This window comes from Rhizobium sp. BK275 (assembly GCF_014193555.1).
In the GTDB taxonomy this organism is placed as follows: domain Bacteria; phylum Pseudomonadota; class Alphaproteobacteria; order Rhizobiales; family Rhizobiaceae; genus Rhizobium.
On record NZ_JACHZL010000009.1, the window covers coordinates 75970 to 100776 of the forward strand.

The following is a 24807-nucleotide window of genomic DNA, read 5'->3' on the forward strand; positions in this document are numbered from 1 at the left end:
TTTTTCGGCAGAATAGCTGTCATGGCGGTGAGGGCAAGGCGGTAAACCGCTTCTTCCCCGTCTCAAGCCCGCTTCGTCAGCGGGAAGCGTTCCCTCAGCAGCCGCAGCACCGATTCCGACGGCATCGGCGGGCCGAAGAGGTAGCTCTGGCCATAACTGCAGCCCATCTTGGCAAGCTCGATCGCATCCTCGTTGGATTCGATACCTTCGGCCACAACCTTCATTTCCAACTCGCGCGCCATGGAAATGACTGATTTCAGCACGGTCGCCTTCTTGTCGCTATTGTCGCGCACCAGTGCCCTGTCGAGCTTGATCGTGTCGAAGGGGAAGCGAGTAAGGTAGGCGAGCGAGGAATAGCCGGTGCCGAAGTCGTCGAGCGCCAGGCCGAGGCCGGCTTCCTTCAGCTTTTGCAGCACCAGGCGCGCCTGTTCTGGATTCTCCATCACCATGGATTCCGTCAGCTCGAGCTTCAGTTGCGAAGGATTGCAATGGGTCTTCGCCAGCACCGAGCGGACGTCGTCGTAGAGCTCGTTGTTGAGTAGCTGCACACTGGACAGATTGATGGAAACGAAAATCGGCAGTTCGCCGGTCTGGTTCTGCCAGGCCATCAGGTCGTTGGTCGCCTGTTCCAGTGCGAAAATGCCGAGTGCGCCGATAATGTCGGATGTTTCGGCGATCGGGATGAACTCGGATGGCGGGATATTGCCGCGCTTGGGGTGTTCCCAGCGCATCAATGCCTCGAAGCCGGCGATCTCGACATCTTCCAGCCGGGCGATCGGCTGGTAGACCATCGAAAGCTCCTTGCGCTCGATGGCGCGGCGCAGATCCGATTCGAGCTGCAAACGGTCGGTGCCGAAATCGCGGAAGGCCGGTTGGAAGGGCTCCACGCGGTTGCCGCCGGCGCGCTTGGCCCGATACATGGCAAGCTCGGCGTCGCTGAGCAGACCCGACGCGCTCTCCTGCTGGTCCACCCAGGAGGCGAGGCCGATGGAGGCTGTCAGGATAATCTCCCGGTTGGAGAAGTTGATCGGCACCATGATCGCCTTGCTCATTGCATCGGCGAAATCCGCGACCTTGGCCGGATCATGCTCGGAAACGAGGATGAGGCCGAACTGATCGCCGGAAAGGCGCGCCAGCGTATCCTGCGGTTTCAGGAGGCGACGCAAACGGCGGGTAAGCGCGATCAGGATATTGTCGCCTGCGGCGACACCGAGGGAATCGTTGACCAGCTTGTAGCGGTCGATGTCGATCACCATGACGGTCGGGCGCAGCGTCTCGCCGCCCGGCGCCAGCGTCAGCACCGACTGCAGACGGTCGAGGAACACCTGCCGGTTCGGCAGCCCCGTCAGGTTGTCGTGCAATGCATCGTGCAGCAGCCGCTCGACGGAATTCTTCTGTTCGGTCACATCGACAATCGTGCCGACGCAGCGGATGATCTCGCCGTTCGAGCCGAGAACCGGCCGAGCGCGGATCAGCAGCCAATGGAAATGGCCGTCTTCGGCGCGGATGCGGAACTCGTGGTTCAGCCGCCCGCGGCGATGTTCCAAGAGCACGTCGAGCGTGGCGCGGAAGCGATCGCGATCGTCAGGGTGCAGCCGCGGCAGCCAGTTGCGCGCCGCGCCGTGCATCGCACCCGGCGACAGCCCGAGCTTGACGGAAACGTCGGGAATGGTGACGACGCGGTCGCGCGCCACATCCCAGTCCCAGACCGTGTCGCCCGAGCCCGTCAGCGCCAGCGATTGGCGCTCGAGATCGGAGAAGAGACCTTGCTGGAAGGCGCCGCCGGCAAAGGCATGCTGCATGACGGTAAAGCCGATCAGGAGCACGATGAGAACGAGGCCACCGCCAAGTGCCGGCTGGATGATGTCATTATCGAGCCGACCGGTAATCGTCAGCCACGCACCGAACAGCCAGACGAGCGTCAGCGCCCATGCAGGCACGAGCAGGATGGCGCGGTCATAGCGGTTGAAGCCGAGATAGATGATGAGCAACAGGCCGGTCGCCGCCGTCAGCGCGAAGGACAGCCGCGCGATGCCGGCCGCGATCGACGGATCGTAGATCGCAACGCCGAACAGCAGCGCGAGGCCCAGCACCCAGGCAAGCGTGGCATAGCCGAGATGCACATGCCATCGATTGAGATTGAGATAGGTGAACAGGAAGATGACGAAACTGGAGGCGAGCGCCACCTCCGCACAGGCGCGCCATATTCGTTGATCCGCCGAGGCGACGCTGATCAGCTTTCCGAGAAAGCCGAAGTCGACGCAGATATAGCCGAGCACAGCCCAGGCGAGAGCCGCCGTCGCCGGCAGCATCGAGGTTCCCTTGACGACGAAGAGGATCGTCAGGAAGACGGCGAGCAGGCCGGCAATGCCGAGAACGATGCCGCGATAAAGCGTAAAGGCGTTGATCGTGTCCTTATAGGCGTTCGGCTCCCACAGATAAATCTGCGGCAGATTGGGCGTTGCAAGCTCGGCGACGAAGGTGATGACCGCGCCGGGGTTCAGCGTGATGCGGAAGACGTCGGCATCGTCACTCGGCTGCCGGTCGAGTGCAAAACCCTCGCTCGGCGTGATCGCGATGATGCGCTGCGAGCCGAGGTCGGGCCAGAACAGCTTGGAATTGACGAGACGGAAGTGCGGCGCGACGATGACGCGCTCAAGCTGCTCTTCCGAAACGTTGGCAAGTGCAAAGACCGCCCAGTCGCCCTGATGGTTTTCCGAGCTCGACCGCACTTCGATGCGCCGGCGGATGCCGTCGGCGCCGGCAGCGGTGGAAACCTGGAAGGCCTCGCCCTGGTTGGCGTAGATTTCAGTCGTGGCAGTCAGGTCCAGCGCGGTGTCGTCGCGGGAAATCTTCACCGGTTCGGCCGCCTGCACGGTTCCCGCCGCAAGGGCGAACACAGACAGGAGAAGGGCTGCGATCACCGCGATCACTCGTCCGGACGGTGACGTCGGCAGCATGCGGTCTTTGTTCATCGGCTGTTGGGTTTCCTGCCTGTATCCGCGTCGGTGGCCAAGCGTGAAAACATCACGTGATCGTGCCACTGACCGTTGATCTTCAAATATCCGCGCAGGTAGCCTTCCCGCTGGAACCCGGCTTTCTCAAGCAGGCGAATGCTCCGTGCGTTGTCTGGAATACAGGCTGCTTCGATACGGTGCAACTCAAGCTCTGCGAAGATATAGGGAATAACCAGTTGAAGTGCGGCAAACATATGGCCCTGGCCGGCATAACGCTCGCCCATCCAGTAACCGATCATGCAGCTCTGGGCGGCGCCCCGGCGGATGTAGCCGATGGTGATACCGCCGACGAGCGCCATATCCTTTTTCTGGAAAATGAAGAGCGGGATCGCCTGTCCCGAGGCATATTCCTGCTTACCGCGGATCACCCGGGCGCGAAAAGAGCCTTCGGTCAGTTCGTCGCGACGCCATGTCGGCTCCCAGGGTTCCAGAAAACGGCGGCTGTCGGCGCGAAGCCTGTGCCACTGGTTGAAATCCTGGTAGCGCGGCAGGCGCAGGATATATTTGTCGTCTTCGAGTTCGACCGCTTCAGGCTGTCGCGACAGGAACCGAAAAACCGATTTTGGCATCGATAACCCCCGACGCAACGGATATGTCCGTCAGCGGCTTGCCTGCCTCGTCTTCGGTGCCGAAACCGAAAGCGAGGCGGTGATGTCTTCCATCGGCGCAAGCTGCTCGAGCGGGCCGATCGCCGAAAGCGTCGGGACGGTATCGTAGAAGAGGCGGCCGGCAAGATCGGTCAGGCGCTCGATCGTGATGCCTTCCAAGCGTTCCATCATCTCCGGATTGGAGATCGGACGGCCGTAGAGCATCATCTGTCGGGCGACCTGACCGGCACGCGCCGCAGGACTTTCCTGGCCCATGAGAAGCTGCGCACGGATCTGGGCGCGGGCTCGCTCGATTTCCTTCTGGTCGATATTGTCGGCCGATTTGTGCAGTTCGTCGATGATGACGGGCACCAATTCCGGCAGGTTTTCACCGCCGGTTGCGGCATGGATGCCGAAGATGCCGGTATCGGAAAAGCCCCAGTGGAAGGCATAGACCGAATAACAGAGACCGCGGAACTCGCGCACTTCCTGGAACAGGCGGGAGGACATGCCGCCGCCGAGGATATTGGCGAGGATCTGCGAGCAGTAGAAATCGCGGGCGTGATAGGCCTTGCCCTCGAAGCCGAGCAGAATCTGTGCGTCCATGAGATCGCGCGGTTCGCGCACATTGCCACCGATATAACGTGCGGCTTCCATGACCGGCGGCGCATTGGGCGCGGTCGGCAGACTTGCAAAACGGTCTTCGACCATACGCACGAATTCGTCATGCTCGACGGCGCCGGTTGCCACGACGAACATCCGGTCGGTCGTATAGTTGCGGCCGAGATAGGTGCGGATCTGCTGTGGTGTGAAGGAAACGACGGTTTCCGGAGTGCCGAGGATCGGCCGGCCGAGCGTCTGGCCGCGATAGGCCACCTCGGAGAAACGGTCGAAGACGACATCGTCGGGCGTGTCGTTGGCCGCATTGATCTCCTGCAGGATGACCTGCTTCTCGCGTTCCAACTCTTCCTCTTCGAAGGCGGATTCCGTCAGGATATCGGCCAGGATATCGACGGCGAGCGGCACGTGGTCCTTCAGAACCCGGGCATAATAGGAGGTCGTCTCGGTGGAGGTAGCGGCGTTCACTTCGCCGCCGACATCCTCGATTTCCTCGGCGATCTGGCGTGCGGAGCGTCGCCCCGTGCCCTTGAAGGCCATGTGCTCGAGCAGGTGGGCGATGCCATGCTCGTCTTCCGTCTCGTTGCGCGAACCTGATTTGATCCAGACTCCGAGCGCAGCGCTTTCAAGGTGCGGCATGGTCTGTGTGACTACTGTCAGCCCGGATTTGAGCCGGGTGCACTCAACTGTCATGTGCTATCTTTCTGCGCCTGCCGTCATCTAGCTGCGGGCATGCTTGCCGATAAAGGTTTCAACCGCTTTGAGCTCGGGCTCGATGATCTGGAAGCGCTCCTCCCTGTGCATCAGATCAGCAAGCCACGTCGGAAGCGCCGGGTCAATACCGGAGGCGGATTTTACGGCCGCCGGGAATTTTGCCGGATGGGCGGTGGCAAGCGTCACCATTGGGGTATCAGGCTTTTCCCTCTTGGCGGCCACGAAGACGCCGATCGCCGAATGCGGATCGAGCAGATAGCCGGTTTCCGCATAGGTCTTGCGGATCGTTTCCGCCACCTGGCGCTCGCTTGCGCGGCCGGCACGGAAATCCTTTTTGATGAATTTCAGCGCTTCGGGCGAAATTTCGAAACCATTGGATTGCTTGAGGCTCTCCATTGCGGCACGCACCTTGGAGGCGTCGCAGTCATAGGCTTCGAACAGCAGCCGCTCGAAGTTGGAAGATATCTGGATATCCATGGATGGAGAGGTGGTGGCCTTCACCGCCTTCATGTCATAACGGCCGGTCTTCAGCGTCCGCGCCAGGATATCGTTCTCATTGGTGGCGATGACGAGCTTGTCGATCGGGAGGCCCATGCGCTTGGCACAATAGCCGGCGAAGATATCGCCGAAATTCCCAGTCGGTACCGTGAAGGAGATCTTCCGGTCCGGTCCGCCGAGTGCCACCGCCGTCGTGAAGTAATAGACGATCTGGGCCATGATGCGCGCCCAGTTGATCGAGTTGACGCCCGAAAGCTTCACCCTGTCGCGGAAGGCAACGTCATTGAACATGGCTTTGACGAGGTTCTGGCAATCGTCGAAATTACCCTCGACGGCAAGCGCATGCACATTGCCGGCCGTTGACGTCGTCATCTGCCGCTGCTGCACCGGCGAGACCTTGCCGTGCGGGAAGAGGATGAAGATGTCGGTGCGCTCGCGGCCCGCAAAGGCGTCGATCGCCGCGCCGCCCGTATCGCCCGAGGTGGCGCCGACGATGGTTGCCCGCTCGCCGCGCTTCTCCAGCGCATAATCCATCAGGCGGGCGAGAAGCTGCATCGCCACGTCCTTGAAGGCGAGCGTCGTGCCATGGAAGAGCTCCATGACGAAGCTGTTCGGGCCGGTCTGGACCAGCGGTGCGATCGCCGGATGGCGGAAAGTGCCGTAGGCCTCGTTAATCATCGCCCGGAAGGTTTCATCCGGGATTTCGCCATTGGTGAAGGGCGAAAGGATGGTGAAGGCGATTTCCTGATAGCTTTTGCCGCGGAGCGCCCGGATTTCCTTTTTTGAAAAGCTCGGCCATTTGCGGGGAACATAGAGCCCGCCATCGCGCGCCAGCCCCGCCAGAAGGGCGTCGCAAAAGCCGAGGGAAGGGGCCTCGCCGCGGGTCGAGATATAGTCCACGTTCGTCATCCTTGATCTATGGCTGGAGAAAGTCGGTGCGGAAACGAGACGCTGCCGTTCCGCCGAAAACCGGAAGCTTGCCGGCCTGTTGGGGCAATGTCGCAGGTATCCTATTGAACTTGCCTGCATCCGGCGCCGAAAAGTGCATCAAAACGGTGCTTACCCAATCGATTTTTCTTTGCGCCGCTGATATAGACCATCGCCAACTGTCATGAAAGGCCTTGCGCGAAAGTCGCAAGCACCTAGAAGAAAAGCGTTTGCAAGGGGTGGAATATCGTGCTCGGCAAGGTCTCGCGTCTCATTGTTTCTGCATCGCTTTTTGCCGCCCTCGCTGGCTGCAATTCGCTCGGCCTCGGCGGCGACAGCAAGCCTGAAGCCGCAGCTGCGAGCAGCGGCCCCGCTCCGCTTCAGCCGAATGGCAATGCCCAGATCATGCCGGTCGCGCCGACCAATCCTTCGTCGAACCAGGCCCCGATCGGCACCGGCATCACGGCGCAAGGAACGGTCGCACCCGTTGTGCAGGGTGCATGCCCGCAGATCTTCATGCGTGACAAGGACGCGATCTACCGCACCTATGCGAAAGGTGCGAAGACCGGTGATCCGCAGCAGGTCGTCTTCCAGGCATCTTTCGGCGACTATAGCCGTCAGTGCATGCTCAGCGACACGGCACTCTCCATGACCGTCGTGGCGCAGCTTCGCCTCGTCGCCGGTCCGGGCGGCACGCCGGGTCCGGTCACCCTGCCGATCCGCATCTCGGTGCTGGATGGTCAGGACGTGCTGTCATCGGAAGTCGTCAACTTCCCGACGCAAATTCCGGCGGGCTCCCCTGCCACGCAGGTCATCTTCCGCCACGAAGGCATCAAGATGCCGGTCGGCTCCGGTGCGTTGGTTCGCGTCAATGTCGGCTTCGACACCCAGCCCGCCAAGAACGCCAAAAATTCCAAGAAGAGCAGCTAGGCAATCGGCTGCTCGCGATCTCGTACGGTCGAACGCGCTGTAGTGGCGCGGAACGTGCGGCACGCGACAAACCGTCATCCACATATAAAAGCGCTTAGAGCACGCCTTCCCACTCTGCCAGCGCGGCGACCACGCCCGGCAGATCGTTCATGCGTGAGATGACGGTCTCCGCGCCTGCATCCGTCAACTTGTCGGCATGCGAGGGATAGGTGTGCGAGCCGCCGGTGAAGCCGATCACCCGCATGCCTGCAGCGCGCGCGGCGTGGACACCGTGCGTGGAATCTTCGACGACGACTGTCTTGGAAGGCGAAACGCCCCTCTGGCTTGCGCCATGCAGGAAGATATCCGGCTTCGGCTTGGCGCGATCGGGGCCAAGATCCTTCGCAGAGAAGATGTTGGGCGCGAAGAGCTTCCTCAGGCCGACCTTGCCAAGCATCATGTCGAGCCTCTGGCTCGATGAATTCGAGCAGATGCAGCGCTTCATCGACAGGCGGCTGATGGCGAATTCGACGCCGGGAATGGCCCGGACTTCCTGTTCGAGCCGGATATCCAGAAGCTTCTGCGACTGATCGATGAGGGACGCTGACAGCGGAATGCTCGCTTCCCGTTCGATCTGGAGCAGGATGTCGTGCCAGGTGAGACCGGCGAAGCGCTCGTTCATCTCCTCGATGCTGATCGGATAGCCTGCTTCCGTCAGCAGCTTGGATTCGACATCCGCTGCGATGATTTCGGAATCGACCAGAACGCCGTCACAGTCGAAAATGATGAGGTCGAAACCGTCCATATACTCATGCCTTGTTCGGGGATGATGCGGCTTTACACGATGGCGGACGAAAGCTCAACCGATGGTGGGGCATGGCTGGAATGCGCGGCGCGGGCAGCTTTTGCGGCGAGCGGCTGCGGCACGGCCGCTCACCATCATTTAGGGACCAAGTCGTGCCCTGCTAACTTTGCAGCGGAAACAGCTTCAGAAACTGCCGATCGCCCTCGGGTGAAAAGACCACCGAGCGGCTTTCCGGTATTCGTCGCGCCCAGCCTTTCTCCATGAAACTCGCCAGCAGTGCTTTGCCGAGGCTGCCGGCGAGATGGGCGCGGCGTTCGCTCCAGTCGAGGCAGGAGCGGCAGAGCGGTCGGCGAGAGGATTTGAGGCTGCCGATATCGATGCCGATACATTGCAGATCGCTCTCGCCCTTGGTTGTTACCGCAAGCCCGTCGCCGATGGCATCGATCGATCCCGATGCGACCAGGCTGTCCAGCATGCGCACGCCGTAATCGCCGGCGAGGTGATCGTAGCAGATGCGCGCCTTGCGCAGTGCCGGATCCTTCGGTCCGGGCTGGTGGCGCAGATGCCCGCGGCTTGCGGCAAGACCCATCATGCTTTCGATCAGCCGGGCCACCGCCTCGTCGGCCAGGGTGAAATAGCGGTGCCGCCCCTGTTTGCGCTGGGCAAGCAAGCCACCGCCTTCCAGCTTTGAGAGATGTGAGCTCGCCGTCTGCAGCGTGATGCCGCCGGCTGCGGCGAGCTCCGTCGCCGTCAGCGCACGGCCGCCCGTCAGTGCCGCCAGCATGTTGGCGCGGGCCGGATCGCCGATGAGCGCACCGATCTGCGCGATGTCAGGTCCTTCCTTCATAGTTCGATCGTAACCGAAGCATCTCTGCAGCGCAATGTGCGAAAACTCCTCTCATACGAAAGGAGAAACCGATGATTACCTGCTTCATCCGCTATGAGATCGACCCCTTCCGCAAGGATGCCTTTGCCGAATATGCCCGCAACTGGGGACAGGCGATCCCGCGCAACGGTGCCGACCTGATCGGCTATTTCGGTCCGCACGAGGGTTCGGCGACGACGGCCTACGGCGTTTATAACATCGAAAGCCTCGCAGCCTACGAGGCTTACCGTGCAAGGCTAACCGCCGATCCGCTCGGCCGGGAGAATTATGAGTTCGCCCGCCGCGAGCGCTTTATTCTCAAAGAGGACCGGATCTTTCTGAAGAACGTCTCGGCCCCGCATGCGAAGCTGGTGCTGCCATGATCGCCGTCATCTTCGAAGTCATTCCCTATCTCGGCGAGCGCCACAAATATCTTGATCTTGCCGGCGAACTTAGATCCGAACTCCAGAAGATCGACGGCTTCATTTCCATCGAGCGTTTCGAGAGCCTGACGATGCGCGGCAAGATCCTCTCGCTGTCTTTCTTCCGCGATGAGGAAGCTGTGTGCGAGTGGCGTAATCTCGAAGCCCATCGGGCGGCGCAAAAGGCCGGCCGCAACGGTATTTTCGCCGATTATCGCCTGCGCATCGGCCATGTCGTCAGAGACTACGGCATGCTTGAGCGGGCCGAGGCACCTGAGGACAGCAGGCAGGTTCACGCGCCTCAGGCGGCGCAGTGAAATCGGGGCGGGCTGTGCCGGGAGTCCGCCTCTCAATCATACGCAAACCGGAATATTTTCTCGAAACGGGTCGGTGCTTCAGGCTTTGGTAACCAACTTGCGTAACCATAACGGAGAGTTAAGCGTAGAGCGTATGAGTGAGTATCTACATGGCGTCTGTTTTCCCGCTTGCCGACCTGAAGACTTCCGCAAAGCCGGGCTCTTGGGTCGACACGATCATCAAGGGTGATTGCGTTGCAGCCCTCGAGGCTCTTCCGAACCAGTCGGTTGACGTCATCTTTGCCGATCCGCCCTACAACCTCCAGCTCGGCGGCACACTGCACCGTCCGGACCAGTCGCTGGTCGATGCCGTCGACGACGAATGGGATCAGTTCGCTTCTTTCGAAGCCTATGACGCCTTCACCCGCGCCTGGCTGCTCGCCTGCCGCCGCGTGCTGAAGCCGACGGGCACGATCTGGGTCATCGGCTCCTATCACAACATCTTCCGCGTCGGCGCCACGCTGCAGGATCTGAACTTCTGGATCCTCAACGACATCGTCTGGCGCAAGACCAATCCGATGCCGAACTTCAAGGGCCGCCGCTTCCAGAACGCCCATGAGACGATGATCTGGGCAAGCCCGAACGCCAAGGCCAAGGGCTATACCTTCAACTACGATGCCATGAAGGCCGCCAACGACGATGTGCAGATGCGCTCCGACTGGCTCTTCCCGATCTGCAGCGGCAACGAGCGCCTGAAGGGTGAGGACGGCAAGAAGGTGCATCCGACGCAGAAGCCGGAAGCGCTGCTTGCCCGCGTCATCATGGCCTCGTCGAAGCCCGGCGATATCATTCTCGATCCCTTCTTCGGTTCGGGAACGACCGGCGCCGTCGCCAAGCGTCTCGGCCGTCACTTCGTCGGCATCGAGCGCGAGCAGGACTATATCGATGCGGCCTCTGCCCGCATCGCCGCCGTCGAACCGCTCGGCAAGGCGGAACTGACCGTCATGACCGGCAAGAAGGCCGAAGCGCGCATCGCCTTCAACGTGCTGGTCGAAAGCGGCCTCATCAAGCCCGGTCAGGTGTTGACGGATGCGAGGCGCCGTTACAGCGCCGTAGTGCGCGCCGACGGCACGGTCGCCTCGGGCGGCGAGGCCGGCTCCATTCATCGCCTCGGCGCGAAAGTGCAGGGCCTTGATGCATGCAACGGATGGACCTTCTGGCATTTCGACGACGGGCAATCCCTGCGCCCGATCGACGAATTGCGATCCATCATCCGCACTGACCTCGCAAAGGTGGGCTGAGCAGCACCTTGCAAGGCTGAGACTAACCTTTCTTCCGGTTTGTACCTCCAGTTACGGAAGAAGAAAAAGAAGCCCGGGGTCGAAAAACCCGGGCCTCTTGTTTCAGGAAATTCTTCTTCAGAATTCCTGATAGTCGATCACGTCGACGCGTGTGACCTTACCCTCCTCGTTGAAGGTGATCGTCTCTTCGCCCTCGCGGATCAGCGGCTTTCCGGTCTTGCTGTGTGTTGCGCGAACGGACCAGACAGCCCGGCCGGAAAGCGGCGTCAGCGTTTCGACCAGCGAATTCTCCGCCGTCTGATCCGGATAATCGTCGAAGTAGCGGCGGAAGGCGGCCATGATCTCCGCCCGGCCGGCTAGGCTGCCGACCCCGTTGGAGACATAGGCCGCGTTCTCCGCGAACCAGTTCTCAATCTCGGGAAAATCGAGCGCGTTGATCGCCGCATGGAAGCGGTCGATGGCATCAGCGGGATCGAAAGACATGGCTCAGGCCTTCAGTCCGTAGGCGGCAAGATCGGCGCGCAGCTTGTCGGCGCCGGTGAAGAGCACGGCGTTCCACCCGGCTGCCTTTGCGCCCTCGACATTGAGAGGCGCATCGTCGATGAAGATCGTCGCCGAGGGTTCAAGGCCGAAGCTCTTGGTATGGGTTTCGTAGATCGCGATATCGGGCTTGATGAGGCCGACATCACCCGAAACGGTCACGCCGCGCGGCTTCTTGAGAAAGGCGAAACGCTCCTGCGCCTCGCGGAACGTGTCGGCGGCGAAGTTCGTCAGCATCGTCACGTCCCGGCCCTCGTTGATGAAGCCTTCCATGATCGCGACGCTGTCTTCATAGGCATGCGGCACCATTTCGTGCCAGTGCTTGCGGAAGGCGCGGATATGCTCTTCGCGGGTCGGATGCTGCTCGATCAGCAATGCCTCGGCATCGGCCCAGGTGCGGCCGCGGTCCTGCTCGATGTTCCAGTCATGGGTGCAGATATTGGCGAAAAACCAGTTGCGCTCGGCCTCATCGGGAATGAGGCGGCTGAAGGGAATATGGGGATCGTAATGAATAAGAACTTTACCGATATCGAAAACGATATGCTTGATGTCGTTTGCCATAGTCATCCCTTGGCTGTTTTGAACGCGAGAGGAATAGCCGCTGCGATCGCTTTTTTCATGATGGTCGGCAGCGCCTGAGCTTCAAGATTTGTAACCGGTTCCCACCATCCGTCATTGGTCTGGACAGGGGCCGGGATTGCCGCGCGGAAGATCGAAAGCCTGAGCTCGAAATGCGTGAAGACATGCGTGACGGTGCCGGCACTTTCCCAGCCGGCTTCGAAAGGTGCAGCCTCTGCCGACGTTTCGCCATCCTGTCGCGCCGTCCACGCCGTCGTCGGAATTTCCGTCATGCCGCCGAGCAGGCCGCTTTCCACACGCCGCCGCAACAGGATCTCACCCTCGGAGGTAACTGCCACAAAAGCTGCGCCACGGCGGATCGGCTTTTCCTTCTTCGCAGCCTTGACCGGGAACTGGTCGGGATCGTGCAACCGCAGGGCCTCACACGACCCGTTGAAGGGACAGAGCGAACAGGCCGGGCGTTTCGGCGTACAGATCGTCGCGCCGAGATCCATCATGGCCTGCGCAAAATCACCGGGCCGGTCGGCAGGCGTCAGCAGTGCCACTTTCTGGCGCATCAGCGGCTTGGCGGCCGGAAGTGGGGTGGCAATGGCATAGAGCCGTGAGATCACCCGCTCTACATTGCCGTCCATAACGGCCGCTTGCCGGTTGAAGGCGATTGCCGCAACCGCTGCCGCCGTATAGTCGCCGATGCCGGGTAGGGATTTCAGACCCTCTTCGGAGTCCGGAAAAATGCCGCCATATTCGCTGGCAACGGCTTCGGCGCATTTCTTCAGATTGCGTGCCCGCGCATAATAGCCAAGCCCCGCCCAGGCGGCCATCACTTCTTCGCTCGGCGCCTTTGCGAGATCGATCACCGAGGGCCACTTCGCCAGAAAATTGGCGAAATAGGGCTTTACTGCCGGAACCGTCGTCTGCTGCAGCATCACCTCCGATAGCCAGACGCGATACGGGTCGGCCTTGATGCCGCGTTTCGCCATCGGCGGTGATACGCGCCAGGGCAGGTCGCGGTGATGGCGGTCATACCATTCAAGGAGTAAGGAGGCGGTCGGCGCGTCCAGTGTGCGTGTCGTCATTATTTGCCGCGATCAGGGGAAGTGCTCTATACTTGGCGAAACAACGCAGCGCGATCAAGCCGGCGGCTTCGAAAGACCACCGCTTACCAAGGTTTCGATGAGTTATCCACGCAAAGGTGAGAAGCAGATTTCCGAGCTGACGAACGGCATCATCGATCCCGTTCTCGCCCGCCGCGCCGGCATCAACTCCGCGCTTCTTGGTTCCTGGGACGAAATCGCCGGCGAGGATTTCGCCGATTGCACCCGCCCGGAAAAGATCGCCTGGGCGCGCGGCGGCGATGACGGCAGCTTCCGCCCCGGCGTGCTGACGGTTGCCTGCGAGGGGGCGCGCGCGCTTTTTCTCACCCACGCCCAGGGCGAGCTGATCCAGCGCATCAACAGCTTCTTCGGTTTTGCCGCCGTCCATCAGATCCGCATCGTCCAGAAGCCGGTCTACCAGCCGGTGAAGCGCTCCCGCACGCCCCCGCCACTGAAGGGCGAGGCGGCCCGCAAGCTGGAAAGCATGATGCAGGGCTTGGAGGACGAAAAGATCAGACAGGCGATTGCCAGGCTCGGCACGGCGGTATTGGGAAAACGGGGCAGATAGGTTTCGTTTGATATCGTATCGGCCCACGTGCTATACATGTATAGCAACGGAGGTTCCCATGCTCGCTCTAAGATTGCCGCCCGAAATTGAAGCTCGGCTGGATGCGCTTGCCAAACGCACTGGACGAAGCAAGAGTTTTTATGCGCGGCAGGCCATCCTGGAACACCTCGATGATATGGAAGACATCTTCCTTGCCGAAAAGCGCCTTGAGGAGCTTCGCAAGGGAGAAACCGATACGGTGCCGCTCTCGGACTTGATGGCGCGGTATGGCGTGGAGAATTGAGTTTCACCGGGCTGCGGAGCGTGAACTCGAAAAGCTCGGCCGCGACGCCGCCAGCCGTATCCTCCGCTTTCTCAACGACCGCATTTCAAAGTTGGACGATCCAAGATCGGTCGGAGAGGCGCTGAAGGGCGCCGAGCTGGGAAACTTCTGGAAATACCGTGTCGGAGACTATCGCGTAATCGCTGACATCAATGATGGCGCGGTTCGCATTCTGATTGTGCGCATCGGCAATCGCCGCGATGTGTATCGATAATGAGAAATCCTGCATGGTTTTGACTACTCGTCTTTCGTAGGTCACAATTCTTTGAAGAAAGTTGGCGAAGCGTGCCTTGTTCGTGGCTTCTGGCCGTTATATCGCACAATCAGCTGCCACACTTGTTTATGGGGAACCCATGCGCATCTCTGAAATGCAACTGACGAAACGCCAGCTTCTGGGCGGTGTCGCCGCCGCAACTGCATCCATGGCGGTATACGGCACGGCGCAGGCAGCCGTCGAAATCCCGAAGCCGGATGGCGATGTGGATATGGCCAAGGTGATGACCCCTGGCGCGCTGCCGGAAATGGCGCTCGGCAAGACCGACGCTCCCGTCAAGATCGTCGAATATATGTCGATGACCTGCCCGCACTGCGCCCACTTCCACAACACCACCTTCGATACGATCAAGCAGAAATATATCGACACCGGCAAGGTCGAGTTCATCCTGCGCGAATTCCCCTTCGATCCGCGCGCTGCCGCTGCCTTCATGCTCGCCCGCTGCAACCCGCAGAAGCCGGAAGAGCTCGCAACGCCCGAGCAATATTTCCCGATGGTCGCCATGCTCTTCAAGCAGCAGCAGGTCTGGGCTGCCGCCGATGATGGCCGCGCCGCGCTGCTTCAGATGTCGAAGCTCGCCGGATTTACTGAGGATAGCTTCACGAAGTGCTTGACGAACCAGAAGCTGCTGGATGAAGTGAATGCCACGCGGGAAAGGGGTTCCAAGGATTTTGGCGTCAACGCCACACCGACGTTCCTCATCAATGGCAAGCGCTATTCTGGAGACATGCCGGTTGACACCATGTCGGCCCTCATCGACAGCCTCCTCTGATCCGTACCGTTTTGCGAAGGCGGGCGACGGCGAAAGCCGTGCGCCCGCTTTTTCGTTTGGTGAAGCATTTGGTGAGGCGGCGGCATGAAGTTCAACAAGCTTCGCCTTGTCGGCTTCAAATCCTTCGTCGAACCGACCGAATTCATCATCGAGCGCGGCCTGACCGGCGTCGTCGGTCCGAACGGCTGCGGCAAGTCCAATCTCGTCGAGGCCCTGCGCTGGGTCATGGGCGAGAATTCCTATAAGAACATGCGCGCGTCCGGCATGGACGACGTGATCTTCTCGGGTTCGGGAAACCGCCCGGCGCGCAACACCGCTGAAGTCGGCCTCTATCTCGATAATGGCGAGCGCACCGCACCCGCCGCCTTCAATGACAGCGATGAAATCCAGGTCACGCGTCGCATCGAGCGCGAACAAGGGTCGATCTACCGCATCAATGGCAAGGAAAGCCGGGCCAAGGACGTGCAACTTCTCTTCGCCGACGCCTCCACCGGCGCGCGTTCTCCCTCCATGGTCGGGCAGGGCCGCATCGGCGAGCTGATCGCCGCAAAACCGCAGGCTCGCCGCCAGTTGCTGGAAGAGGCCGCCGGCATTTCCGGCCTGCATTCCCGCCGCCACGAGGCAGAGCTTCGCCTGCGCGCGGCCGAAAGCAATCTGGAGCGTCTCGACGACGTCACCTCTCAGCTCGAAAGCCAGATCGAGAGCCTGAAGCGTCAGGCCCGCCAGGCAAACCGCTTCAAGACGCTTTCCGCCGATATCCGTGCCCGCGAAGCGATGCTCTTGCATATCCGCTGGGTGCAGGCGAAGGAGGCCGAGGCCGAAGCCGACAGCGCGCTCAACCAGGCAACCGTCGTCGTCGCCGAGAAGGCGCAGATCCAGATGGATGCGGCAAAGAACCAGGGCATCGCCGCCCTGAAGCTGCCGGAACTGCGTGAAGGCGAGGCGAAGGCTGCCGCCGCACTTCAGCGCCTGCAGATCGCCCGCAGCCAGCTCGAGGAAGATGCCAACCGCATCCTGCGCCGCCGCGACGAACTTACCCGTCGTCTGACGCAGCTTGCCGAAGACATCAGGCGTGAGGAGCGGCTTGTCGCCGATAATGCCACGATCCTCGCAAGGCTTGATGCCGAAGAGGCCGATATCGCCGAAATCCTGGCCGATTCCGGCCGTTATGCCGAGGAGACGCGGCAGGCTTTCGAGGAGGCTGCCGCCGAGCTTGCCGACAGCGAGCGCATCTTCACCACCCTGACGGCAGACCGCGCCGAAGCCGCCGCCGGCCGCAATCAGCTTGAACGCGCCATCCGCGACCTCTCCGACCGCAAGCTGCGCCTCGAACGTCAGATGGAAGAGGCCAACCGTGAGCTCGCCGGCATCGAGCAGAAGATCGCGACACTGCCGGATCCGGACGAAAAGCGCGCCATGGTCGATGCCGGCGAGATTGCCGTCGCGGAGGCTGAGGCGGTGATCCAGTCTGTCGAACAGGCGCTTGCTAAAGCGCGCGAGACCGAGGCGCTCTCCCGCGCCCCGCTTGAGCAGGCGCGCAGCAAGCTCAACGCGCTGGAAACGGAAGCCCGTACCATCCAGCGCATGCTGGCCAGCGCCGCGGCAGGGGAATTCCCGCCGGTTGCCGAGGAATTGAAGGTCGATCGTGGTTTCGAGACGGCGCTCGGTGCCGCTCTCGGAGACGATCTCGAATCCCCGCTCGATCCGAATGCACCTGCCTACTGGTCGGAAAACGGCGACGGTGTCGGCGATCCGACCCTTCCTGCCGGCGCCGATCCGTTGCTGAACCATGTCCGCCCACCTGCCGCGCTGATCCGCCGCCTGCGCCAGATCGGTCTGGTCACTGCCGCTGACGCACCGCGTCTGGTGAAGGAGCTCAAGGCCGGCCAACGGCTGGTCACCAGGGAAGGGGCGGTCTATCGCTGGGATGGCCATGTCACTGGCGCGGATGCGCCGAGTGCGGCAGCACTCCGTCTTGCCCAGAAGAACCGCCTCGCCGAGCTGGAAGGCGAAGCCGAGCTTGCCCGCGATGTTCTGGCCGAGGCTGAGGAGCGCCTTGCGGCGGCCGCCGAAACCATCCGCGGCGAAGAGCGCCGGCTTGCCGACGCCCGTGATATGAGCCGCCTGTCCGCCCGCCATCTGGCTGAAGCGCGGGAAGCGCTTGCCGCTGCCGAGCGCGCTTCCGGTGATCTCATTCGCCGCCGCGATGTCATTGCCGAAGCTGTCAGCCAGTTGCAGGCCCAGCTTGAGGATATCGCCGTTCAGGAAGAAAATGCCCGTATCGAACTCGAAGACGCGCCGGATCTGACTGCGCTCGATGAACGGCTGCGCTTCCAGCAGGCCGAGGTCGCGACGGATCGCGGCGCCCTTGCCGAAGCCCGCGCCCGCCACGAGAGCCTCAACCGGGAGAATGACGCCCGCCAGCGCCGCATCGTCGCCATCGGCCAGGAGCGCGAGACATGGCGCCAGCGCGCTGCCAGCGCCGAGGACCACATCGCCACGCTCCGCGAGCGCGAAGAAGAGGCGCGTGAAGAGGCCGCCGAACTGGAAATGGCGCCGGACGAATTCGACGACAAGCGCCGCGCGCTGCTGACGGAGCTGCAGAAGGCCGAGGAAGCCCGTCGCCATGCTGCCGATCTCTTGGCCCAGGCCGAACTGCTGCAGCGCGATGCCGACCACAAGGCGGCGACGGCACTTTCCGAACTCGCCGAAAGCCGCGAGCGCCGCGGCCGCGCCGAGGAACGCCTCGTCTCCGCTCGCGAGAAGCGGCAGGAGAGCGAGCAGCGCATTCGCGAGGCGCTGAGCGTGGCTCCGCATGAGGCGCTGCGCCTTGCCGGCCGGCCGGGGCTGCAGAGCCTGCCCGATCCGCATGAGGTCGAGCGCGAGGTCGAGCGGCTGCGGATCGAGCGCGAGCGTCTCGGCGCCGTCAACCTGCGGGCAGAGGAGGAGCAGAAGGAGCTCAGCGAGAAGCTGGAGACGCTCGTCAAGGAACGCGACGACGTCATCGACGCTATCCGCAAGCTGCGCGGCGCAATCCAGAGCCTGAACCGCGAGGGTCGCGAACGCCTGATCGCCGCCTTCGATGTCGTCAATGCGCAGTTCCAGCGCCTCTTCACTCACCTCTTCGGCGGCGGCACGGCGGAATTGCAGCTCATCGAATCAGACGATCCGCTGGAAGCTGGCCTCGAAATCCTCGCCCGCCCGCCGGGCAAGAAGCCGCAGACCATGACGCTGCTGTCGGGTGGCGAACAGGCGCTGACGGCGATGGCGCTGATCTTTGCCGTCTTTCTCACCAATCCTGCGCCGATCTGCGTGCTGGATGAAGTGGACGCCCCGCTCGACGACCATAATGTCGAGCGTTACTGCAATCTGATGGATGAGATGGCAGCGTCTACGGAGACGCGATTCGTCATCATTACCCACAATCCCATCACCATGGCCCGTATGAATCGCCTCTTTGGCGTCACAATGGCCGAGCAGGGTGTTTCCCAGCTTGTTTCGGTCGATTTGCAGACCGCAGAGCGTCTGCGCGAGACGGCGTGAGGCGGCATTTTAATTAAAGACCAAAAAAGGTCACCTTCACATCGGGTACGTACCCCATTTGGGTGATGCTCTTTTGCGCGTATTGCATTAGAAGTTGTTTTATCGCAACCGTGTCATTGCGGATAAGTAGCAATCGGTCGTTGCGTTCAGTGGAATTTGCAATGCAGTCTTCGGGCGGGGTGGGGACCGAAGGCCGCCAGGCATAAGTGGACCCCCCGTCCGGTTTTCCTGGCCGGACGGAAACAAGGCTTTGCGGGACCGTTGTTGCAGTCCCGCAAAGCTTTTTTTATGCGCCTCACGATTTTCAATCGTTTGATTCTGTATACCCTTAGGGATTTATTGTGCGGCGCAACATTTCGCCGCAATTGTCGATTTTCATTTCAACACCAAGGGATTAAGCTGGTCCCCGAAATGGTGTTGGGGGGAAGATGACCAAGTGGGTCTATACGTTCGGCAACGGCCAGGCTGAAGGCCGGGCGCGAGATAGGGAGATTCTTGGCGGCAAGGGCGCCAATCTCGCCGAAATGTGCAGCCTCGGTTTGCCGGTTCCTCCCGGCCTCACTATCGTCAGCGAAGCCTGCAACACCTATTACAAGAACGGCTGCAAGATCGATCCGGCATTGAAGGAGCAGGTGCTTGCGGGCATTGCCGGCATCGAGCAGACAACCGGCCGCCGTTTCGGTGCGGGCAACCAGCCGCTTTTGCTCTCCGTTCGCTCTGGTGCCCGTGTTTCCATGCCGGGCATGATGGATACGGTGCTCAATCTCGGCCTGAATGACGAGACGGTGCAGGCGCTCGGCCATGATGCCGGTGACGCACGCTTCGCTTGGGACAGCTATCGCCGCTTCATCCAGATGTATGCCGATGTCGTCATGGGTCTCGGCAACGATCTCTTCGAGGAAATTCTCGAGGATGAGAAGGCACGCCTTGGCCATGAATTCGATACCGAGCTCAGCGCGACTGAATGGCAGCACGTCGTTTCGCTCTACAAGGCGCTGATAGAGGAAGAGCTTGACGAGTCTTTTCCGCAGGATCCGGCAATACAGCTCTGGGGCGCTGTCGGTGCGGTGTTTGCAAGTTGGATGAGCGCACGCGCCGTTACCTATCGCCAGCTTCACAATATTCCGGAAGCCTGGGGCACGGCGGTCAATATCCAGGCCATGGTCTTCGGCAATCTCGGCAATGCGTCGGCGACAGGTGTTGCCTTCACCCGCAATCCCTCGACCGGAGAGAAGATCCTCTACGGCGAATTCCTCGTGAATGCGCAGGGTGAGGACGTGGTCGCCGGCATCCGCACGCCGCAGAGTATTACCGAGGAGGGGCGGATCGCCTCAGGCTCCGAGAAGCCTTCGATGGAAAAGCTGATGCCGGAGGCCTTCGAGGAGTTCGGCAGCATCTGCGCCGAGCTCGAATCTCACTACCGGGACATGCAGGATATCGAATTCACCATCGAGCGCGGCAAGCTCTGGATGCTGCAGACGCGCTCCGGCAAGCGTTCGACGCGCGCGGCGATGAGGATCGCCGTCGACATGGTGGACGAAGGCGTGATCACCGAGGACGAAGCCGTCCTGCGCATCGAGCCCTCGACGCTCGACCAGCTCCTGCATCCGACCATCGATCCGCGCGTCACCCGCCAGGTGATCGGCTCCGGCCTGCCGGCCTCTCCGGGGGCGGCAACCGGCGAGATCGTCTTTACGGCGGAAGAGGCGGTCGAGGCGGAGGCCGAAGGACGCAAGGTCATTCTGCTGCGCGTCGAGACGAGCCCCGAAGACATTCACGGCATGCATGCCGCCGAAGGCATTCTCACCACCCGCGGCGGCATGACCAGCCATGCGGCCGTGGTTGCCCGCGGCATGGGTATCCCTTGCGTTGTCGGCGCCGGCACCATGCGCATCGACGCCCGCAACGAAAGGCTGATCGGTATCGGCGTGACGCTGAAGAGGGGCGATATCATCACCATCGATGGTTCCGCCGGCCAGGTGCTGAAGGGCGAAGTACCGATGATCCAGCCGGAATTGTCAGGCGATTTCGGCCGCATCATGGGCTGGGCAGACCGCGCCCGCCGCATGACCGTGCGCACCAATGCCGATACGCCGGCGGATGCCCGCGCGGCGCGCTCCTTCGGCGCCGAGGGCATCGGGCTTTGCCGCACCGAGCATATGTTCTTCGAGGGTGAGCGCATCCATGTCATGCGCGAGATGATCCTGGCTGAGGACGAGAAGGGCAGGCGGGGCGCTCTCGACAAGCTTCTGCCCATGCAGCGGAGCGATTTCACCGGCCTGTTCACCGTCATGCACGGCCTGCCGGTGACGATCCGCCTGCTCGATCCGCCGCTGCACGAATTCCTGCCGAAGAGCGATGAGGAGATTGCCGAGGTCGCCTATGCAATGGGCATGGAACCCACGGCGCTGCGCCAGCGCGTCGATGCGCTGCACGAGTTCAATCCGATGCTCGGGCATCGCGGTTGCCGCCTTGCCATCTCCTATCCCGAAATCGTCGAGATGCAGGCCCGTGCCATCTTCGAGGCAGCCGTCGCCGCGGCACAGGAAACCGGTGCCGCCGTCGTTCCCGAAATCATGGTGCCGCTCGTCGGCCTGCGTTCCGAGCTCGATTACGTCAAGGCGAAGATCGATGCCGTGGCGCAGGATGTCATGTCGGAAGCCAGGATGCGGATCGACTATCTCGTCGGTACGATGATCGAGCTGCCACGCGCCGCACTGCGCGCCCATGTCATTGCGGAAGCGGCCGAATTCTTTTCCTTCGGCACCAACGACCTGACGCAGACCACTTTCGGCATTTCACGTGACGATGCCTCGGCCTTCATCCCGACCTATCAGCGTAAGGGCATCATCGAGCACGATCCCTTTATCTCGCTGGATTTCGATGGAGTTGGCGAACTCATTCGCATCGCCGCAGAGCGCGGCCGGCGCACGCGCAACGACATGAAGCTCGGCATCTGCGGCGAACATGGCGGCGATCCCGCCTCGATCCATTTCTGCGAGACGATCGGCCTCGACTATGTCTCCTGCTCGCCCTTCCGCGTACCGATCGCCCGGCTTGCGGCGGCCCAGGCGGTGATCTCAGGCGCTCAGTGACGATAGCGGTAATAGCGCGGATAGACGTAGGGGCCGTTCAGATTATAGGCCATGTCGGCCATCACCCAGTCGCTGTCGTAGCGGGCCTGGGCGCGGCGGTCGAGATCGATGCGCTGCAGGCAATTGGCAAAACCGTCCGTACCGCGTTTGAAGCCGTAGCCGAGACAGGTCTGCTCGTCACGAGCCCGGCGCTCCTCGGGCGTCAGGGTCTGGCAGGCGGCAAGCCCGACGGCCAGAACGGCAAGAAGCGGCAGAACATATGGGCGCATCGATTTATTCCTTGGAGCATCAACGTCCGACCAGGAAAATCCATCTGCCAGGCGCCGTCAACCTGCCAGGCTCATCAACCTGACTGTGATATCAGGCCGCGCCCGCAGGGTCGCCAATCGGCAGCAGCGCCGGGTCAAGCGGCTTGCCTTCCGGGTTCTTCGTGTCGCTCGGGTCCTGTACTGGCGGCAGCGGCGTTTTTTCCCGAATGCGGTCGGGAATGCCTGGGGTCGGCTGCGGGCCAAGCGGCGTCTCTTCGCCGGGAGTGGGAATCGGATCTTTGTTCGGCATGATTCGCCTCCTTCATCGAGGAAGGAACGACAGGATGCATGCTTGGTTCCACTTTCCCCGCCATGCGTTCCTATGTAAGAGCAAAGACAGCAGCACTGGAAAGAGCACCATGGCGATCCGCGATCGATTTTCGAAGAAACTTACCTGCCCGCAATGCGGCAATAGTGGCTTTGCCGAAGCCTCCGAGATCGACGACGCCAAGCGCAAAACCCCCGACTTCAAGGTGGATCAGCTGCCGCGCGGTTTCTTCGTGCAGCGCCCCTCGGTCCATCAGGAAAGCTTCATGCTGAAATGCGAATGCGGCCGCAAGTTTCCCTTCCGCTCGCTGGCGGAAGCCGCAGCCGGCCGCGACTGATGCTCTAAATCCGCTCCAGCACTTCGATGAAGGCATCGGCGAAACGCACCAGATGCTCGGTATTTTCATCGGGCGCCTGCATGCGGATTTCCGTGCCATTCTGATCGAGCAGGGCAAGAACCACACGCATCTTCTTGTCCGACGTCGGGATGCGCAGCACGGCAATGCGCCGGCAATCCTCGACAAGACCTGCCGCCGGCAGGTCGAAGAGAAATTCGCCGCGCGTTTCAGTCGCTGCCTTGCGCACCGCCTCGCAGAAGCCGGCCTCGCCGCCAGCATAACCTTCCAGTGAAAGTTCGAGTTCGAGAAGTTCCAGCGGCAGCAGCGGCTCGGCGCGGTCAATGCCGCCAAGCGAGGAAGCCTGCTGCCTTTCCATCGTCTGGGATGAGATCATCTGTCTCTCCTGTTTCGTGGGAAATACATGAGACCCCGGCAGAATGGCCTTTTTACGGCATATCAGCAATGGCTTATGGAGATCGTGTGCTCTTTGATTTGGCCTTTGAAGTGGATTGCTTCGGCAATCCTCAGACAAGAGTTTCAATTTAGACGAATCTTGCACTAGAAAAGTTGATGGCGGCAGGTGCATTCAAAAGCTGCCGCCGACCAACCGGTAAATTTAATGGCCATCCGCTTCGATCGTCCCGTTTCCAGCGCTGCCCGCTTTTCGCGGCATTTCGGGGCGTTTGCGCTTGTGCTTTCGGTGGCGGTGCTGATCGCCCATCGCTTCGGCGGCCTGGCGACACCCTATCTCATCCTGGTGCTGCTCGTTTCCGTCGGCTGCGCTGTCCTCGCCACCCTGCTGGCCGCAATCGGCCTGCGCAGCCTCTGGATGACGGGTGCCGAAGGCGGGCTGAATGCGCTGGCAGCACTCATCTACGCCGCCTTTCCGCTCGGCATCGGCGCCTTTGCGGCGGAGCGCTACTTCACCCTGCCGGCGGTCTATGACGTGACCACGGATACCGCCGCCACACCCGACTGGCTCTCGCCGCCGCAGGCCGACCAGATCTGGCTTCCGCGCGACCCAGTGATCACGCCGGGCGACCGCGAGAGGCAGCTTGTCGCCTATCCGGAGCTGACCGGCCGCCGCTACGACGGCGCTCTCGACCGCGTTCTCGAGGCGGTCAAGAAGGTCGCCAAGCAGAACGGCATCACCATCACCAAAAGCGAAGGCGATACGACGCCCGGCCGCGACTTGGAGGACAAGCCCGTTCCCGCTCAGCCGGAAAGCGGTGTGGCCGACTCACCCGATGTCATCCCCGTGCCGACGCCGCGACCCTATGAGGATAGTGTTGCCAAGCTGATCCGCGGGGCCAATGGCGTGATCGTGCAGGGCACGACCCGCACCTTCATCCTCGGTCTGCGTTTCGACATTATCATCCGTCTGCGTGAAGAAGCTGAAACCACCTTCGTCGACGTGCGCGTCGCCTCGCGCTATGGCCAGCACGATCTCGGCTTCAGCGCCGAAGTGGCCGAGCAATATCTCGGTGCCCTCGACTCCGAACTCCTGGGGATCGCGGGTGGGTGAGGCCCGGTGCTGCGGAGCAGCAGCAATCGATCCAGTGAATCGATTGCAGGGCCGAACGCCCTGAGCCATGCGAAGGGCCGGGATACGGTGAGGCATATTGAAACGCCCTTACTGCAAACCTCTCCTAAAATGCGACGAGCCAACAGGTGCTGTGTGGCCCCAAACCTACCCCAAAAACCGCTCCCGCATATCCGCCGTCGGCACCACGCAGCTCTCCCTGCGCCCCGCGATCCTCAGCCTGTTGCGCGCAACCACCCCATAAGCCGCATCCGCAATCCACCGCGGCACGATCCGCAGCAGACCGGTGAGAGCCCACGGCATGCCGAGCCCTTCCAGCATGCGGATTGTCGCATCGGATTTGTAATAGGCGCGGCCCTTGTCGATGAGCAGGTTGGTCTCGTAGTCGCGCGTCTCCAGCCCGTAATGCCGGTAAAGCGCCTCGCCGAGCGGCGTCTGGGCAACGATGAAGCGGTAGCGCTTTTCCGTGTCCCGCTTCAGCAGGAACTGCACCCAGCCGGAGCAGAAGACGCATTCGCCGTCGAAGAGGATCAGCGGCTTGTCGTCGGCAAAAGCGGGCACGGAAGGATCGTCGCGATAGCTGTAATCCGCATGCGCCGCCATCG

The 24807-nt window shown here is 61.7% G+C and carries 25 protein-coding genes; 12 read left to right on the top strand and 13 right to left on the bottom strand.

What is annotated here, in order from left to right:
- Positions 1 to 62: 62 nt before the first annotated feature.
- The 4 genes from FHT82_RS25795 to thrC are packed head-to-tail and all read right to left on the bottom strand — an operon-like array spanning position 63 to position 6343.
- Positions 63 to 2975, bottom strand: coding sequence for a sensor domain-containing phosphodiesterase (locus FHT82_RS25795; RefSeq protein ID WP_183735549.1), 2913 nt, complete (start codon positions 2973 to 2975; stop codon positions 63 to 65).
- Entirely contained in the window at positions 2972 to 3586 is a 615-nt protein-coding gene (locus FHT82_RS25800; RefSeq protein WP_183735550.1) for a GNAT family protein, read from the bottom strand. Before FHT82_RS25800 ends, FHT82_RS25795 begins: the two co-directional genes overlap by 4 nt.
- A 30-nt stretch (positions 3587 to 3616) precedes the next feature.
- A complete protein-coding gene (locus tag FHT82_RS25805) occupies positions 3617 to 4915 on the bottom strand; it encodes a pitrilysin family protein (RefSeq protein ID WP_183735551.1) in 1299 nt (432 codons plus the stop codon).
- A 27-nt stretch (positions 4916 to 4942) separates the two neighbouring features.
- Positions 4943 to 6343: a threonine synthase gene (gene thrC / locus FHT82_RS25810; protein ID WP_183735552.1), complete on the bottom strand. Its 1401-nt coding sequence runs from the start codon at positions 6341 to 6343 to the stop codon at positions 4943 to 4945.
- Positions 6344 to 6607: 264 nt separating this feature from the next.
- Between thrC and FHT82_RS25815 the strand changes: the two genes are divergently transcribed.
- Positions 6608 to 7291, top strand: a complete 684-nt coding sequence (locus tag FHT82_RS25815; protein ID WP_183735762.1) for a hypothetical protein — start codon at positions 6608 to 6610, stop codon at positions 7289 to 7291.
- A 94-nt stretch (positions 7292 to 7385) separates the two neighbouring features.
- Here the strand turns inward: FHT82_RS25815 and FHT82_RS25820 are convergent, their stop codons facing one another.
- Together FHT82_RS25820 and FHT82_RS25825 are read right to left on the bottom strand one after the other, a co-directional pair.
- Positions 7386 to 8075: an HAD family hydrolase gene (locus tag FHT82_RS25820; RefSeq protein ID WP_183735553.1), complete on the bottom strand. Its 690-nt coding sequence runs from the start codon at positions 8073 to 8075 to the stop codon at positions 7386 to 7388.
- A 160-nt stretch (positions 8076 to 8235) separates the two neighbouring features.
- Positions 8236 to 8922: a helix-turn-helix transcriptional regulator gene (locus FHT82_RS25825; RefSeq protein WP_183735554.1), complete on the bottom strand. Its 687-nt coding sequence runs from the start codon at positions 8920 to 8922 to the stop codon at positions 8236 to 8238.
- A 71-nt stretch (positions 8923 to 8993) separates the two neighbouring features.
- Between FHT82_RS25825 and FHT82_RS25830 the strand changes: the two genes are divergently transcribed.
- The 3 genes from FHT82_RS25830 to FHT82_RS25840 all read left to right on the top strand — a co-directional run bounded on the left by FHT82_RS25830 (position 8994) and on the right by FHT82_RS25840 (position 10959).
- Entirely contained in the window at positions 8994 to 9323 is a 330-nt protein-coding gene (locus FHT82_RS25830) for an NIPSNAP family protein (RefSeq protein ID WP_183735555.1), read from the top strand.
- Positions 9320 to 9679, top strand: coding sequence for an antibiotic biosynthesis monooxygenase (locus FHT82_RS25835; protein WP_183735556.1), 360 nt, complete (start codon positions 9320 to 9322; stop codon positions 9677 to 9679). The genes FHT82_RS25830 and FHT82_RS25835 overlap by 4 nt, the downstream gene beginning before the upstream one ends.
- Before the next feature lie 149 nt (positions 9680 to 9828).
- Entirely contained in the window at positions 9829 to 10959 is a 1131-nt protein-coding gene (locus tag FHT82_RS25840; RefSeq protein WP_183735557.1) for a site-specific DNA-methyltransferase, read from the top strand.
- A gap of 117 nt (positions 10960 to 11076) precedes the next feature.
- On the opposite strand, the gene FHT82_RS25845 is transcribed toward FHT82_RS25840, so the two are convergent.
- Genes FHT82_RS25845 through mutY form a run of 3 tightly spaced genes read right to left on the bottom strand, consistent with a single transcriptional unit; the run spans position 11077 to position 13154 of the window.
- The gene (locus FHT82_RS25845) at positions 11077 to 11442 is read right to left on the bottom strand and encodes a nuclear transport factor 2 family protein (RefSeq protein WP_183735558.1); all 366 of its coding nucleotides are present in this window, start codon (positions 11440 to 11442) and stop codon (positions 11077 to 11079) included.
- A gap of 3 nt (positions 11443 to 11445) precedes the next feature.
- Complete coding sequence (locus FHT82_RS25850) at positions 11446 to 12060, bottom strand: HAD family phosphatase (protein ID WP_183735559.1); 615 nt, start codon at positions 12058 to 12060, stop codon at positions 11446 to 11448.
- A 2-nt stretch (positions 12061 to 12062) separates the two neighbouring features.
- On the bottom strand, positions 12063 to 13154 hold the full coding sequence (gene mutY, locus FHT82_RS25855) for an A/G-specific adenine glycosylase (RefSeq protein WP_183735560.1): 1092 nt from the start codon (positions 13152 to 13154) through the stop codon (positions 12063 to 12065).
- A 97-nt stretch (positions 13155 to 13251) separates the two neighbouring features.
- Here mutY and FHT82_RS25860 point away from each other — a divergent pair, with 97 nt between their 5' ends.
- The 6 genes from FHT82_RS25860 (at position 13252) to ppdK (ending at position 21746) form a co-directional block, all read left to right on the top strand.
- A complete protein-coding gene (locus tag FHT82_RS25860; protein WP_183735561.1) occupies positions 13252 to 13740 on the top strand; it encodes a DUF721 domain-containing protein in 489 nt (162 codons plus the stop codon).
- Between the two features lie 58 nt (positions 13741 to 13798).
- A complete protein-coding gene (locus FHT82_RS25865) occupies positions 13799 to 14023 on the top strand; it encodes a DUF6290 family protein (RefSeq protein WP_183735562.1) in 225 nt (74 codons plus the stop codon).
- On the top strand, positions 14007 to 14276 hold the full coding sequence (locus FHT82_RS25870; protein WP_183735563.1) for a type II toxin-antitoxin system RelE/ParE family toxin: 270 nt from the start codon (positions 14007 to 14009) through the stop codon (positions 14274 to 14276). The genes FHT82_RS25865 and FHT82_RS25870 overlap by 17 nt, the downstream gene beginning before the upstream one ends.
- 139 nt (positions 14277 to 14415) lie before the next feature.
- Positions 14416 to 15108, top strand: a complete 693-nt coding sequence (locus FHT82_RS25875) for a DsbA family protein (protein ID WP_183735564.1) — start codon at positions 14416 to 14418, stop codon at positions 15106 to 15108.
- Between the two features lie 84 nt (positions 15109 to 15192).
- Positions 15193 to 18651 (top strand): chromosome segregation SMC family protein, encoded by a 3459-nt coding sequence (locus FHT82_RS25880; protein ID WP_183735565.1) that lies wholly within the window; start codon positions 15193 to 15195, stop codon positions 18649 to 18651.
- Between the two features lie 428 nt (positions 18652 to 19079).
- Positions 19080 to 21746: a pyruvate, phosphate dikinase gene (ppdK, locus tag FHT82_RS25885; RefSeq protein ID WP_183735566.1), complete on the top strand. Its 2667-nt coding sequence runs from the start codon at positions 19080 to 19082 to the stop codon at positions 21744 to 21746.
- Here the strand turns inward: ppdK and FHT82_RS25890 are convergent.
- Both FHT82_RS25890 and FHT82_RS25895 read right to left on the bottom strand, forming a co-directional pair.
- On the bottom strand, positions 21740 to 22015 hold the full coding sequence (locus FHT82_RS25890; protein ID WP_183735567.1) for a hypothetical protein: 276 nt from the start codon (positions 22013 to 22015) through the stop codon (positions 21740 to 21742). The two genes, ppdK and FHT82_RS25890, sit on opposite strands and share 7 nt — an antisense overlap.
- Before the next feature lie 91 nt (positions 22016 to 22106).
- The gene (locus tag FHT82_RS25895) at positions 22107 to 22304 is read right to left on the bottom strand and encodes a hypothetical protein (RefSeq protein ID WP_183735568.1); all 198 of its coding nucleotides are present in this window, start codon (positions 22302 to 22304) and stop codon (positions 22107 to 22109) included.
- Between the two features lie 109 nt (positions 22305 to 22413).
- Here FHT82_RS25895 and FHT82_RS25900 point away from each other — a divergent pair, with 109 nt between their 5' ends.
- Entirely contained in the window at positions 22414 to 22659 is a 246-nt protein-coding gene (locus FHT82_RS25900) for a hypothetical protein (RefSeq protein ID WP_113427151.1), read from the top strand.
- 4 nt (positions 22660 to 22663) lie between these two features.
- Here FHT82_RS25900 and FHT82_RS25905 read toward each other — a convergent pair whose 3' ends face one another.
- Entirely contained in the window at positions 22664 to 23053 is a 390-nt protein-coding gene (locus FHT82_RS25905; protein WP_183735569.1) for a hypothetical protein, read from the bottom strand.
- 225 nt (positions 23054 to 23278) lie between these two features.
- On the opposite strand from FHT82_RS25905, the gene FHT82_RS25910 reads away from it, so the two are divergent.
- Positions 23279 to 24184: a DUF1499 domain-containing protein gene (locus tag FHT82_RS25910; RefSeq protein ID WP_183735570.1), complete on the top strand. Its 906-nt coding sequence runs from the start codon at positions 23279 to 23281 to the stop codon at positions 24182 to 24184.
- Positions 24185 to 24349: 165 nt separating this feature from the next.
- Here the strand turns inward: FHT82_RS25910 and FHT82_RS25915 are convergent, their stop codons facing one another.
- Positions 24350 to 24805 (bottom strand): thiol-disulfide oxidoreductase DCC family protein, encoded by a 456-nt coding sequence (locus FHT82_RS25915; protein ID WP_183735571.1) that lies wholly within the window; start codon positions 24803 to 24805, stop codon positions 24350 to 24352.
- Positions 24806 to 24807 lie beyond the last annotated feature (2 nt).